This is a genomic window from Erythrobacter sp. S267 (genome assembly GCF_057365045.1).
Window position 1 is genome coordinate 1,289,709 of the sequence record NZ_CP200298.1, and the last position, 14,119, is coordinate 1,303,827.

General features: G+C 58.3%; 9 protein-coding genes and 1 tRNA gene. 5 read left to right on the top strand and 5 right to left on the bottom strand.

Annotation, left to right across the window (positions count from 1 at the left end; translation table 11 throughout):
- Positions 1–493: 493 nt before the first annotated feature.
- The 4 genes from AC0V6X_RS06005 to AC0V6X_RS06020 all read left to right on the top strand — a co-directional run bounded on the left by AC0V6X_RS06005 (position 494) and on the right by AC0V6X_RS06020 (position 6,339).
- Complete coding sequence (locus AC0V6X_RS06005) at positions 494–2,620, top strand: beta strand repeat-containing protein (RefSeq protein ID WP_486183681.1); 2,127 nt, start codon at positions 494–496, stop codon at positions 2,618–2,620.
- Between the two features lie 244 nt (positions 2,621–2,864).
- A complete protein-coding gene (locus tag AC0V6X_RS06010; protein ID WP_486183682.1) occupies positions 2,865–4,001 on the top strand; it encodes an FAD-dependent oxidoreductase in 1,137 nt (378 codons plus the stop codon).
- Positions 4,002–4,109: 108 nt separating this feature from the next.
- Positions 4,110–4,182 (top strand) — tRNA-Arg (locus AC0V6X_RS06015).
- A gap of 24 nt (positions 4,183–4,206) precedes the next feature.
- Positions 4,207–6,339, top strand: coding sequence for a hypothetical protein (locus AC0V6X_RS06020; RefSeq protein ID WP_486183683.1), 2,133 nt, complete (start codon positions 4,207–4,209; stop codon positions 6,337–6,339).
- Between the two features lie 318 nt (positions 6,340–6,657).
- Here AC0V6X_RS06020 and AC0V6X_RS06025 read toward each other — a convergent pair whose 3' ends face one another.
- The 4 genes from AC0V6X_RS06025 to AC0V6X_RS06040 all read right to left on the bottom strand — a co-directional run bounded on the left by AC0V6X_RS06025 (position 6,658) and on the right by AC0V6X_RS06040 (position 10,521).
- Entirely contained in the window at positions 6,658–8,463 is a 1,806-nt protein-coding gene (locus AC0V6X_RS06025; protein ID WP_486183684.1) for an acyl-CoA dehydrogenase C-terminal domain-containing protein, read from the bottom strand.
- 56 nt (positions 8,464–8,519) lie between these two features.
- Positions 8,520–8,981 (bottom strand): MerR family transcriptional regulator, encoded by a 462-nt coding sequence (locus AC0V6X_RS06030; protein WP_486183685.1) that lies wholly within the window; start codon positions 8,979–8,981, stop codon positions 8,520–8,522.
- Positions 8,982–9,047: 66 nt separating this feature from the next.
- A complete protein-coding gene (gene hisI, locus AC0V6X_RS06035; protein ID WP_486183686.1) occupies positions 9,048–9,467 on the bottom strand; it encodes a phosphoribosyl-AMP cyclohydrolase in 420 nt (139 codons plus the stop codon).
- Positions 9,468–9,876: 409 nt separating this feature from the next.
- On the bottom strand, positions 9,877–10,521 hold the full coding sequence (locus AC0V6X_RS06040; protein WP_486185520.1) for a ComF family protein: 645 nt from the start codon (positions 10,519–10,521) through the stop codon (positions 9,877–9,879).
- A gap of 107 nt (positions 10,522–10,628) precedes the next feature.
- Between AC0V6X_RS06040 and AC0V6X_RS06045 the strand changes: the two genes are divergently transcribed.
- Positions 10,629–11,387, top strand: a complete 759-nt coding sequence (locus tag AC0V6X_RS06045; RefSeq protein ID WP_486183687.1) for a methyltransferase — start codon at positions 10,629–10,631, stop codon at positions 11,385–11,387.
- A gap of 2 nt (positions 11,388–11,389) precedes the next feature.
- Here AC0V6X_RS06045 and ppdK read toward each other — a convergent pair whose 3' ends face one another.
- Positions 11,390–14,077, bottom strand: a complete 2,688-nt coding sequence (gene ppdK, locus AC0V6X_RS06050; protein WP_486183688.1) for a pyruvate, phosphate dikinase — start codon at positions 14,075–14,077, stop codon at positions 11,390–11,392.
- Positions 14,078–14,119 lie beyond the last annotated feature (42 nt).

A 14,119-nucleotide genomic window follows, 5' to 3' on the forward strand; every position in this document is an offset into this window, starting at 1 on the left:
TGTTGCACTAAGGGGCATTGTCCAAAATTCGTTGTGACTTCAGGTTGCTCCTGTGGTCTGTGAAGCTTGCATTACCAAGCTCGCGCCAACGCATTTGTGATGTTCTTTAGCTGCAAGATGCCGTTCGCGACGGCATTTGAAAACGCGTCTTCCAATCGATCCATCTCTTACGCGTTCCGGATTTTCCGGAGCGTGGCTGCGCCTGCTTGGGAAGCCCCTTTGCAGGCCAGCTTGAATGTCTGAGACCACCGAAGGTTTCCATCGGTGGTTGGGGTGGGTCGTGGAACAAGTCCGACTGATGGGTCCGTGTAACCCATTGGCAACCCAATAAAAAAGCAAGCGCAAAAGCGCTGCCGGGTACGCAATTGGCAATCGCATGGTGGGACACACTCCGCCACGCGGGAGCCATGTCGCAACGTTGATGAGCCGCCTCCCACATTCCGTGCCGAGGTGTCCTCACCAATTTACGTGTTCAACATGGAAGGCAATTCAAATGAAAAATGTGCTCTTTTTAGGTGCGTCCGCCGCCGCTTTGGCTGTGGCAGGCCCTGCTCTTGCGCAATCGCAAGAGTCGGTCATCATTCAGAACGGTGCTGACAACGCAGCAACCGTTACTCAGGACGGCAATGAAAACCTGTCCGACATCGATCAGGACGGTACCAACAACACCGCCACGGTCGATCAGGACACGGCGCCTCCGGGTTCGGAGAATTTCAGCGTTGCAGCGAACGACTCCGACATCACTCAGACCGGTTCGTACAACACTGCGACCGTCGATCAGGACAGCGACAATCAGTTTGCTCAACCCAACTCTGTCACCATCACTCAGAACGGTGACGGCATTGACGGCACGGAAGCCAACGTTGCTGATGCGACCCAGTTTGGCGACAGCAACACGACGATCATCGATCAGGGTTCTGCGGGCCTTTCGACCGGCAACAGCAACTTTGTGTCGACCAGCCAGGACGGTAGCAACAACTCGATCGATGCCGCTCAAATCAATGACAGCGCGAGCGCCGACATCATGCAGACCGGCACCGGCAACTCGTCGAGCTCTAGCCAAGGTCGCAACAACGCAGCGGCAACCACCGCTGATCAGGTCCTGATCGTCACCCAGAACGGGTCGGGCAACGTCTCGAACGCCGACCAGCGCGGCGCTCAGAACTTCGCCAGCGTCAATCAGGACGGTAACGACAACACCTCGACCGTCAATCAGCCTGGCTTCGACAATGATGTAGGCGATTCCGGTCTTGTGACTGTGGGCGTCAATCAGTTTGGTGACGACAATGTCAGCACCGTTCTGCAGTCGGCGAACTTTGGTGTCGTGACTGTTGACCAGCTGGGCGACAACCAAACCAGCGACGTGAGCCAGACCGGCCGTTCGAACAACTCGGAAGCTGACGTCAACCAGAGCGGCGCTGACCACACCAGCTCGATCGCTCAGTTTGCTGATGCCGCTCCGACCGGACCAGGCCGTCAGATGTTTGCTGAGGTCAACCAAAGCGGCACTGGCAATGACAGCATGATCAGCCAGACCAACACTCTGGGTGCTCCGCCGGTTGCCAACAACTCGGCAATTGTCACGCAAAGCGGTGTGTCGAACATCTCTGATGTGATGCAGGACGGCCATGACAACAGCGCGACCGTTGATCAGAGCAACTCGATGAACGACAGCTTTGTCTCGCAGTTCGGCAATGCTAACCTGGCTATCATCCGTCAGACTGGTTCGGACAACGGATCGATTGTAAGCCAATCGCTCGACAACCAGCAGGCTCTTATCGAGCAATCCGGTAACGGCAACTCGTCCGATGTCACTCAGTCCGCAACTGATGGGTTTGGTTTTGTTGGATCTGGCTTGTTCTCACCGGATCTTCCGACAGGCATCACGTCGCAAGCAGTTGTCCGCCAATCGGGTGATGACAACGATTCAACCGTCAGCCAGACGGGTGCGTCGAACTTTGCGCTTATCGATCAGTCCGGCAACGGCAACACCTCAGGTGTTGACCAGACCGGCGATACGACATTCGCGAACATCAACCAGTCGGGTAATGACAATATGTCGACTCTGAACCAGTCGGGCTTCGGCACCAACTTCACGTTGGCTGTTGGTATCAACCAGTCCGGCAACAACAACATCTCGGATGTCACGCAGAGCGGTTCGCTTTCAGACTTCTCTTTGCCACGGGAAAACACCGTCGATGTGAACCAGTCCGGCGATTTCAACGAGACGCTGGTGAACCAAGGTGGCGCTGATAACGTCGCTACGATTGCTCAATCGGGTAGCGATAACCTCGCTGATGTCGAACAGGCCGGAACGTTGGATATTGCTTTTGTCGAGCAAATCGGCAGCGGCAATGACTCCTTCATCGACCAGCTCGATGCAGGCGGTTCGGGCAACCAAGCCAACGCCACTCAGACCGGCGATGATGGTTACTCTGAAATCGACCAGTCGGGCACGGACAATCTTGCCACGCTGAACCAAGGCGGATCGTTGAACGAATCGTTCATCACGCAGAGCGGTTCGACGAACCAGGCCTTCGTGACGCAGAACGGAACGGACAACTACTCTGCCGTTACGCAAAGCGGCATGGGCAACATTGCCACCGTAACGCAGAACTAATCGTGCTGGCCGGCGGGGACCTTTTCAAAGGTCTCCGCCGGCAACCAGCCAACGGGCGACCCGTTGGCTCAATTCAGCGACACACTTTGCTGACGCGGAAGGTCAGCACAAAGCGCCAAATTTCCGCTGTCATGTCGCGACTTTCCTGCCCGACCGGTCTTGGCATAGGCCGGTTCGACAAGGGCCCATCTCGAACTTGCAAGACTGATTGGCTATTCCTTGTCGCCTAAGGACAGGGGAAATCATGCACACCACTCGGCGATTAGCCATGGCTGGCGGCGCTGCCGCTTTTCTGGGAGCGTGCAGCCGGGCGCCGGGTCTCGCGAGCGCGAGCGCACCCCTCGCCCCTCCTCGTATTGAGCCGCTGCGAGCCAATCTTCAGAACCTGATGAAAGTGACCGTCTGCACCCGGCCTTTCCGACCTGCCGGTCCACGTCTTGAAGTAGAGCGCTTTGGCGAGAAGACCGTCGTGCACAATTACGGCCATGGCGGTTCGGGTTGGTCGCTAAGCTGGGGCTGCGCGGCTGAGGCGATGGCCCTCGCACGCTCTCAAGGAGACGGCGAGTTCGCGGTCATTGGCGCTGGCGTTATCGGGATGACGAGCGCCATCCGTCTCGCGGAAACCGGCGCCAAGGTCACGATCTATGCAAACGAATTCCCCGCCGAAACCCGCTCCGCCCGCGCAACGGGCGTGTGGTCGCCAAGCAGCAGGATTGCTCTTCAAAGCCAAGCTCCGGCAGGTTTCGCCGAACGCTGGGAACGATGGGCACGCTATTCCTACGCCAAACACATCCAGATGGTAGGTCTGGACGACGATCCGGTCGAGCATCTGACCCAATATGCCCTGCGCGGCGGAAGTTTGGACATGGCCCCCGCCTCGCGCGACTTCCTGCATCTAGATCGCCGCTTAAGGGGTCTCACCCCGCCGTGGAGCGATGCAGACCCAGAGCGAGACCCCTTCCCAGGCAAAGCGCGGCGCAAGGGTCAGGTGATGACGTTTAACGTCGCGCGCTATTCGGATCGGTTGATGCGGCGCTTCCACCAGCTTGGAGGTAAAATGGTCCGCCGGGCCTTTCCAGACCGAGCGGCGGCATTGGGTCTTGCTGAGCCCGTGATCGTCAACTGCATGGGTTATGGCGCGAAGGACTTCTGGGACGAGACCCTTTTCCCCGTACGCGGTCAAATCAGCTGGCTGCTGCCCCAGCCATCCGCTCGCTACGCCCTCTGGTATGACGGCGTAATAGCCATCTCCCGCCGCGACGGAGTGATCGTCCAATATGCCGGCCCCAACGACGATTACGGCTACGGCGATGCAAGCGAAGAGGTCGATCCGGATGAGACCGAGCGCGCGCTGGCGACTTTGCGAGAAGCGTTTGCATAAGCTTGCGCGTGAGCGCCAATGGCCACTGGTCTACCGCTCGCGTCTCCACAGCAGCGATGGCGTGTAGCTTGCCGTTCATAGCTTTCTTGATATTCTCGCGCGTCTTGTTCCGAGGTAGCTTAGTAGGAAAAGCGCCGGGCTTCTGACCCGGAGAGCGCGGGTGCAATTCCCGCCCTCGGACCTTCACAAATTGGAGAAAGTCTGAATGAACGACAGGACGGGTGACACATATGCCTTCTTGCAGTTCATCAAGGCCAAAGAGAGTGGACAAACCGAAAAGGCGCGGCGGTGGTCCGAGGTGTTATCAGGCATACTCACCGGTGAGCTGAGGATTGGCAAACGCAACCCGGTCCAAGACATGCCCATCTGGGCCACGCCCGAAGTCCTGCGTGGCGGCTTTGCTTCGGGCGCCTATGCGGCAGGTGGCCCGCTGCTCCCTCAAGAATTGGTTCTCGCCAAAGAGCTGGAGATTGGCACCAAAGACGTCGCCACAGTGCGAGGCACGCTCAACAGATGGTTCTTGTCGGATGAAGGTCTTGAACGATTGTTCGAGTGGATCGATGAGCAGCGCTATGAAGCAGGAACGCCAGAGGAAATGGCGCTGGTTTCCGTCGCATTGCTGGCTGACAATGATCCCGAAACCGCAAAAGAAATACTGAATGAAGTCGCCCCCTACTTCGATCGGCTGAGATTCTATCCAAGGGCTCGTCTCTCGCCGCGCCCAGAGGGGCTGCGTGTCCGCAGTGTCGCTGAGTTGCGCGACGCTCTAAAAACCGTCACCCCGCGCAAAGATATTCGGGTTCAGAACGCATCGCTCAAAACATGGCTGCCGCTATATGATCGCTTGATGGATTTGATTCTTTCGCAAGACGCTGGCCTCGAAATCGATCAGGCCCAGGTCTGGCTATCCGACTACGAGGCAGCCGATAAGTCGCACATGGCAGCGCGGTGGAAAAAGGCGGGCAGTCGTTTTCAGCGATGCCGCGAAATTCTGGCCAGCCTCGCAAAAGGGGAAACACTCAAACCAGACGACCAGCGGTTTCTGGACCAGCATCGGCAAGACTATCTCGCCAAGTATGGCGACGGCGAAGAACGTAGCGCCTGCCGACAGGCTCAAAAGGCCCAAATCGTTCACAATATGCATGACGCTTTGGCGGAAATTGTGACTGATCGTCTCATCGCTCATGAGGACACAGATGGCCTAGTGGATGTGGAAGAAATCGCTGAACCGGTCAAAAGCTCAGAAGCGAGGCCCGGTGCGAGCACTGGGACACGGATGCCCCCGTCAATCCGCCGCAAGGTATGGTTGGCGCAATTGGGAAGCGTGGAGGCTCTGATCGAAAACGGGCAGATCCGCTCACCCGAGACTTTGGGCGCAGTCTTGCCCGGTTTGGCGGGCGAATTGTATCGCAGCCAGTTCCGCGATCCGCGCCACGGTTTTGCCTTTGCCAACGCCTACGAGGCTTTTCATCGCCGGCGATCTCTCCTCCTGCTCAACCTTGAATTGCAGGTTCGTCTTGAAGAGCTGCCCTGGGTTGCCGCGCTGACACGGTTCCGGGACGATAGTGATTGTGCATCGCGGCCAGAGCTCGATCTGCTTGATCGGCTTGTCTCCTTGCTGATCACCCATTTCCCTCAAGTGCAATTCCCTAATCCTGTGATTGAGCAGATGCAGGGCCTGGGCAATAGCGCGGGGCTCAAGATACCCTTTGTCAGTGAGATTGCCGCCGACATTTTCATGGGCCAGTTCTCCAATTCGTTTGGATTGGCCGCAGCGGCCGCGGTCAAACACTTCAATGGCTCACTCTACGCGCGGTATTATGATCTACCATCGACCCTATCGCCAGATCGCTTTGGCCAGCATTGCTTTGACCGAGCGGGCAAAGGCCCGGATCAGGGTTGGTCTGTCGCCTACAATGGCAGGGTGATCGAGCAGGCAATGATCCTCACCTCTCACAATATGGCAGCGGTGTTTGAGCAGCTGCCGCTGCGCGGTGTCGACTTTTCTCAAGCAGCGCTTGCAACCTTCGAATGGATCACGCGCAAGCTGCAGCAGAAGGCCGCCCACCGTCATGCAAAGCTGCTCGCGATCAAACAGTCCGCTTATGCGTGGCGGCAAATGGTGGCCTATATGTCGCGCCTCGAAGTGAGCGAGCAAATGCGGATCTGTGGTTTGATGAAGGGGCAGATTGCGGATTTTCCGGCGGATTTGCGGGAAAAGCTCACTCCTATGGTGGAGCGCCTCGAGGATGCTGCCGAGGGCAAGCACGGGTCAGCCCTCGGCGCAGAATACTTCGTTGGGTGGGACTTGGGCAATCACCCGCTGATGGATGAGTGAGAAGGCTCTGGTCAAACTCGCTGCAGCAAGGCCATACCTGCGAGCAGCTCGCTTACTCGCCAACTTGTGACATCCCAATTTCCTACAGACACAGCTTTTGCTACGCCTCGGAAAAGCCACTGCTCTTTAACAATCAAATCCCCCCGCCCCTTCGACCCCGCCCCATACTGGCGGGGTTTCGTGCGTCTTGGGGCCGTCAGCTAGATACAGCGATCTCACGGATGTGCTTCATCAACTTGCATGATCTGCAACTGGCAAAGAAAAGGCCCAGCTCTTCCCCAAGAGCCGGGCCTGATCCTGACGAATTTTTGGTGGGTGTTATGCCGCCGTTGCAAACGCCTCTTCCGGCAGTGCCATCATATTGTCGCTACCCGCCTCCAGCTTGCGACGCAGAGCGCCAGCATCCGGCAGGAAACGCTCGGCATAGTAAGCCGCCGAAGTCAGCTTGGCTTCGTAGAAGGCCTTATCGCTCGGGTCTGTTGCCAGCACCGCGCTCGCGGTCTTGGCCATTTTGAGCCAGAACAGGCCAAGCGTCACAATGCCCATAATGTGCATGTAATGGTGAGCGCCCGCCCCAAGGTGGTTCGGGTTCGCCATCGCGTTCTGCATGAACCACATGGTCGCTTGCTTTTGCTCTGCCAGCGCCTTGTCCAACTTCTCAGCCAAAGGCGCGAGTGCCTGGTCAGTTTTAGCCGCTGCAATCTCTTCGTCGATCATCTTGAAGAAAGCCTGGATCGCGCGCCCACCTTTGGAAGCAAGCTTGCGCCCACACAGATCCATCGCCTGCACGCCATTGGTGCCCTCATAGATCATCGCAATCCGGCTATCGCGCACAAATTGCTCCATGCCCCACTCGGTCACATAGCCGTGCCCGCCATAGACCTGCTGCATGTTGTTGGCGATGTCATAGCCCTTGTCAGTGCCGTAGCCCTTGATCACCGGCGTCATCAAGCCGATTAGATCGTCGGCGAGCTGGCGCTCTTCCTCGGTCTGGGCCTTGTGCGTCAGGTCCACTTGCAAAGCGCCCCATAGGCACAGAGCGCGCATTCCTTCGTTAAAGACTTTGGCGTCCATCAGCATCCGTCGCACATCGGGATGCACGAAGATGGGATCGGCCTTCTCGTCAGCTTCCGCCGGACCAGTCAAAGCGCGACCTTGACGCCGGTCAAGCGCATAGGTGACGCCATTCTGGTAGGAGACCTCTGCCTGAGCGAGACCCTGAATGCCCACTCCCAAACGCGCCGCGTTCATCATTACGAACATAGCAGCGAGGCCTTTGTTCTCCTCACCGACCATATAGCCGGTCGCCTCGTCATAGTTGAGCACGCAGGTCGCATTGCCGTGAATGCCCATCTTCTTCTCGATCGAGCCGCAGGTGACGCCATTGCGCTCACCCGGTTCGCCATTTTCGTCGAGCACGAACTTGGGCACGATGAAGAGCGAAATACCCTTCGCGCTATCCGGAGCGCCCGGCGTCTTCGCCAGCACAAGGTGAATGATATTGCTGGTCAGGTCATGCTCGCCGGCCGAGATGAAAATCTTGGTGCCTGTGATCTTGTATGAGCCATCGGCCTGAGGCTCCGCCTTGGTGCGGATCATTCCGAGATCCGTACCGCAATGCGGTTCCGTCAGATTCATGGTGCCCGACCACTCGCCCGAGATCATCTTGGGCAGGTAGGTTTCCTTCTGCTCCTGCGACCCAGCGGCTTCAATCGCGGCCGCCGCACCGTTGGTAAGGCCGGGATACATGCCAAACGCCTGGTTGGCCGAAGCCGTAAACTCTTCGACCGCAAAACCCAGCACATGGGGCAAATTCTGGCCGCCAAATTCCTCCGGCTTCGCCAGAGTGCCCCAGCCCGCTTCGACATAGGCGTCATAGGCTTCCTTGAAACCCGGAGGCGTCGTTACGCTCCCATCTTGATGACGTGTGCAGCCATGCTCGTCACCTGCCTGATTGATCGGCGCGAGAACTTCGGAGCAGAACTTGCCTGCTTCATTCACCACGGTGTCGATCATGTCCTGCGAGGCGTTTTCGAAGCCCGGAAGATTGCCATAACTAGCAAGGTCCAGCATCTCGTTGATGACAAAGCGGGTGTCGCGGGTCGGAGCGGTGTAGGTGGGCATCAGGCAATCCCTTTGCTGAGCGGAGGTTGAATAAGAAGTGGCCTTGAAGGGCTGAACTAACCGAGGTCGAGTTCCTCGATATCGGCTACGAATTGAGTGAGTTCCTTGATCGAAGAGTCGATATCGGCGCGCTGTGCTTTCAGCTTCGCGATATGCGTTTTGCACTTCTCTATCGTGACACGGCGTTGTTCTACACGGCCATCATCAAGGTCATAGAGATCGATCATCTCGCGAATTTCGGTCAGGCTGAAGCCGACATTCTTCGCTCGCATAATCCACGCAAGTCTCGCGCGATCGCGCTTTGAATAGACGCGGGTCAGGCCAACACGAGCAGGACTGATCAGCCCTTCATCCTCATAGAAGCGCAACGCGCGAGCCGTACATCCGAACTCAGACGTCAGATCAGAGATGGAGAATTGCTCGCGTGCCAGCTTGTCCGGACGATCGAGGTGAGCACCAGTGTTAAGGCCGTCCTGTGCCTGATCCGGGCTCGACTTGGAGTTGGGTGCGGTAGCCATGAAACACGGCATACCTTCCCTTTACGTGAACGTCAAGGCTTGACCTTCACGGGAGCATGGTTGGCGTCAATCATCGCAACAGGGCGACGACAATGGCGGACTTAGAGCCACGTCGTCTGGCGCACTGGGATCAAGCTTACGATAAAAACAACTCGGACGCCCCGTGTGACATGTTGGCCCTGCGGGATGCGCATAAATTACCAGAGCGTCTTGATCGCAATCGACCAAAATCTCCTCGACCGTTAGCACATTTCCGGAAGTCTCGCCCTTCATCCAAAGCTTTCCGCGTGAACGTGACCAGAAGGTGACGTGGCCCGTCACGCGCGTCCTGGTGAGCGCCTCGGCATTCATAAAGGCAACGACGAGAACCTCTTTTGACTGCGAATTGAGGATGACGGCGGTCAACAGCCCATTCGCATCAAACTTGGGCGCAAAGTGAGACCCGGTTTCACGCTCCGAGATTGAGAGAGAGGATGAATCCGACACGAATGGGCTCCTTGAAGAGGGGATAGGCCGCCCGAGAGCGGTAAGAGGTTCACCTTATGCGACAGTTTGTTGCACGATAACAACAGATGCGGATCAAAATTGGCCAAAGAAATTGTTTTACCTTCCGATTGGTAAGCGCTTTTGGAACAAGACCGTCATTGAGCGTTTCGGCGCTCACCCACGAACATGCGGCGATGCTGTAACGCAAGTCACGGCAAGCCAGGTTCAGGGGGTGACTGATTGGAGCCAACAGCGGGGTGTTGGAGCAATCAGTTGAACGAATGAGGGACATGGTCCTGATAGCGAAGTTAGGGGGTCGCTATCTGAGCTCTTTTGAGCGGATCTGAACGATTTCGTCACGTGGCGCCCGGGGTCCTTACGGACCTCGGGCGTTTCGCTTTTCTGGGTCCTACCTGCCCTTTCCACTAGGCCGATGACCATCCGCAACCTTGGCAAAGCAAGCCACACGAACTGATTTGGCTCCCGCTTGAAGCAGGGCCTTGACGCAGACATCGCTTGTCGCGCCGCTAGTCAACACGTCATCGACCAGCACAATATCGCTTCCAGCTATGCGATCACGGGCGCTGCGCTTCGCCCGAATCGCTCCTGCCAATGCCTTCTCGCGTTGAGCACGCCCCAACCCGCCAAGACTTGGTGTGCGCTTGTGCCGCTCAAGCCCGTCGATCAGCAGTTCACCTTTGCCCATTTTCGATAGCTCAGTCGCCAATAGCCCAGCTTGGTTGTACCCCCTGCCCCACAGGCGCAATCGGTGTAGCGGGACGGGGACAAGCAAGGCGGGAGGCTGATCTACATCGGGTAACTTTGATGCCAAAAGCCGCGCGAGCAACGGTGCCAGAGCAATCTTCCCTCCATGCTTGAAAGCGAGGATCAATTTGCGAGAGGCGTCATTATAGATCGTGGCTGCGACCACTGCGTCATCGGGTTCGCTATCCGCGAACTCCAGCAGACCCCAGCAATCAACACACAATGCTCCGTGGTTGGCAACTGACACACCGCACATCGGGCAGCGGGGCGGGTAGACGAGGTCGACCACCGGCGCCAAGCCAAGCCCAATTCCTTTGGTAAGTTGCGACCCCCACCTCATGAGATGCAGTGTGCACCTCTTGCGTGTCCCCTGCAAGCTCGGCAGAGGCTAAGCACATGAGCAGCACCCCGCCCATCATCTTCTCGAAGTCGCGCAAGCTGGCCCGATACAATCGGGCCCAGCACTTGGCAGCGAAGTCCCGTACCGCCGAATTTCTCTTGCAGGAGATGGCCGAAGACATCTGCGAGCGCTTGGCCTTTGTGCGCTATGACGGGCATGATGTCTTCACCCAGGGGTTCGGAGCAAAGCATCTTGCAAGTCGCTCGCCTTGGCCGCCCGAGACGCGCGTTTCCTATTCTGCCGAGGATTTCGACACTCCCTTAACATCCAAGGCGCACAGTTTCGACTTGGTCGTCAGCATCAACAGCCTCGACAGCGTCAACGACTTGCCAGGCGCACTGATCCAGATGCGCGAGTTGCTGCGCCCTGGCGGCCTTGCGATTGCAACGTTCATTGGCGGCCAGAGTTTGCTCAAGCTTCGCCATGCGATGCTCGCCGCTGAGCCCAAACGCCCCGCAGCTCGGATGCATCCACTCGTAGATCCGCGCTCGTGCCCGCAGCTGCTTCAACGCGCGGGCTGGGGGGATCCAGTGGTCGACAGCCACGTTCTGACCGCGCGCTACTCGACGATTGACAGACTTGTTGCCGACCTGCGCGAACAAGGCATGGGAAGCGTCTTGGCAAAGACTGCACCGCCTCTCAACAAGACCGCAGTCGCCCGCGCACGCGCAGCATTCGACAAGCAGGCTGACGATGACGGAAAAGTGAGCGAAACCTTTGAGATCATCACCCTCACAGGGCGGCGCAAAGGCTAGGCTCAGCCTTTCAGTGTCGCCTGAGCCGCAGCCAACCTGGCAATCGGTACGCGATAGGGTGAGGCGCTCACATAATCCAAGCCGACTTTCTCGCAGAATGCGATCGAGGCTGGGTCGCCGCCATGCTCGCCGCAAATGCCGAGCTTGATGTCAGGCCGGGTCGCCCTGCCCCGCTCTGCTGCGAGCTCAACCAACTGTCCTACGCCGTCCACATCGATGCTCACGAACGGATCGCGAGGGAATATTCCTTTTTCGACATACGGAGCGAGGAAACGCGCAGAATCGTCGCGGCTCACACCTAGGGTTGTCTGGGTCAGATCGTTGGTGCCAAAGCTAAAGAAAGCGCCCTCATGCGCGATCTCACCCGCCATCAAGGCGGCACGCGGCAGTTCGATCATTGTGCCGACAAGGTAATCGACGCGCGCGCCCTTCTCGGTGAAGACCTCTTCAGCAACCTTCTCGACCAGCGCTCGGAGCAATTCGAGTTCACGTCGAGTGGCGACGAGCGGGATCATAACTTCGGGGATCGGCGCTTCGCCCGAGGCTGCTTGCACATCGCATGCCGCTTCAAATATCGCCCGCGCCTGCATCTCGTAAATCTCGGGATAGGTGATGCCGAGACGACAACCGCGATGACCAAGCATCGGGTTAAACTCGTGGAGCTCACCTGCTCGGCGTTTCAAGTGATCGACGCCCAGCCCCGTTGCATCGGCAAGATCCTCGAACTCCGCATCCTGCGTGGGCAGGAATTCGTGAAGCGGCGGGTCAAGCAGACGGATCGTGCAAGGCAGCCCTGCCATTGCCTCGAAGATCGCGGTGAAGTCACTGCGCTGTTCGGGCAACAAGACTTCAAGCGCCTTGCGCCGCCCGCGCTCGTCTTCCGCCAGAATCATCTGACGCACTGCGCTTATTCGGGACGCGTCAAAGAACATATGCTCAGTCCGGCACAAACCGATACCTTCCGCTCCAAACTGGCGCGCCATCCGGCAATCGGCAGGCGTCTCTGCATTGGTGCGAACCGCCATGCGGCGAAGGCCATCGGCCCACTCCATTAAGACGCCGAAGTCACCGGCAAGCTCGGGCTCTACCGTTGGCACGATGCCGAGCATGATCTGTCCGTTGGCTCCGTCGAGTGTGATCTCGTCACCCTCTTTGAGTTCATGAGACCCGATCCGAAGTGTCCTCGTGCCACGGTCAATTGACACAGCACTCGCGCCCGAGACGCAAGGACGGCCCATGCCGCGCGCAACCACGGCAGCATGGCTCGTCATCCCACCGCGAGCGGTGAGGATGCCTTGCGCTGCGTGCATGCCATGAATGTCTTCGGGGCTGGTTTCGACGCGGACGAGAATGACCTTTTCCCCGCGCTCGGACCATTGCTCTGCTGTATCCGCGTCGAGCACGATCTTGCCCGCAGCAGCACCTGGAGATGCCGGAAGTCCGGTGCCCAGCACGTTGCGATCTGCATCGGGGTCGAGCGTCGGGTGGAGCAGTTGGTCGAGAGCCATCGGATCAACCCGCCGCACGGCCTCTTCGCGGTCGATCAGCCCCTCGCCTTCCATATCAACCGCCATTTTGAGCGCCGCTTTTGCTGTGCGTTTGCCCGAGCGGGTTTGGAGCATCCACAGTTTCCCGCGCTCAACGGTGAATTCAATGTCCTGCATGTCGCGATAGTGCTTTTCGAGCAGGTCGAAGACGTGGGCCAGCTCGGAGTAAGCCTCGGGCATAGCCTCTTCCATCGAGAGCGGTTTCGCGCCAGCGGCTTCGCGGGCGGCTTTGGTCAGATATTGCGGGGTGCGGATGCCGGCGACCACGTCTTCGCCTTGCGCGTTGATCAAATACTCCCCGTAATAGGCTCGTTCACCGGTGGCTGGATCGCGGGTGAAGGCTACGCCGGTGGCGCTGGTTTCGCCCATATTGCCGAAGACCATGGCCTGCACATTTACCGCAGTTCCCCAGTCAGCGGGGATGTCGTTCAACCGGCGGTAGACCTTCGCGCGGTCGCTGTCCCAGCTGTCGAAGACGGCTCGGATGGCGCCCCAAAGTTGATGAAACACATCCTGAGGGAAAGGTTCACCAAGTTCGCTTTCCGCGATGCTTTTGAACTGTGCGACGATGCCTTTCCAATCGTCTGCGGAGAGTTCGGTGTCGTTGTAGAAACCGTTATCTTCTTTAGTGATTTCAAGGGCTTCCTCGAACAGGCCGTGATCGAGTCCGAGCACCACGTCGGAGTACATCTGGATGAATCGGCGGTAGCTGTCCCATGCGAAACGTTCATCGCCCGATGTCGCGGCAAGCCCTTCGACCGTTGCGTCGTTCAGCCCGAGGTTGAGCACCGTGTCCATCATCCCCGGCATCGAAACGCGAGCGCCCGATCGCACCGAGACCAGCAGCGGATCCGAAGCATCGCCAAAGCTCTTGCCCACGGCCGCCTCGATATGCGTCAGGGCCTCTGCCACCGCGCCGCGCAGTTCGTCGGAGAAGCCTGTCCTGAGCTTTGCCGAAGGGTCAGCGCCCTCTTGCAGGTAGCGCACGCATTCCTCAGTCGTGATCGTGAAGCCCGGAGGGACCGGCAGGCCGATGCTCGCCATCTCGGCAAGGTTCGCGCCCTTGCCGCCCGTGACCTCTTTGTCAGCCTGGCGGGGATCATCGTGGGCGGCGGCTCCGCCAAAGGGGTAGACTGTCTTCACGCTGTTTTCATCCTAAGCTTGCCTAAGCCGTGTCCCGTCGGC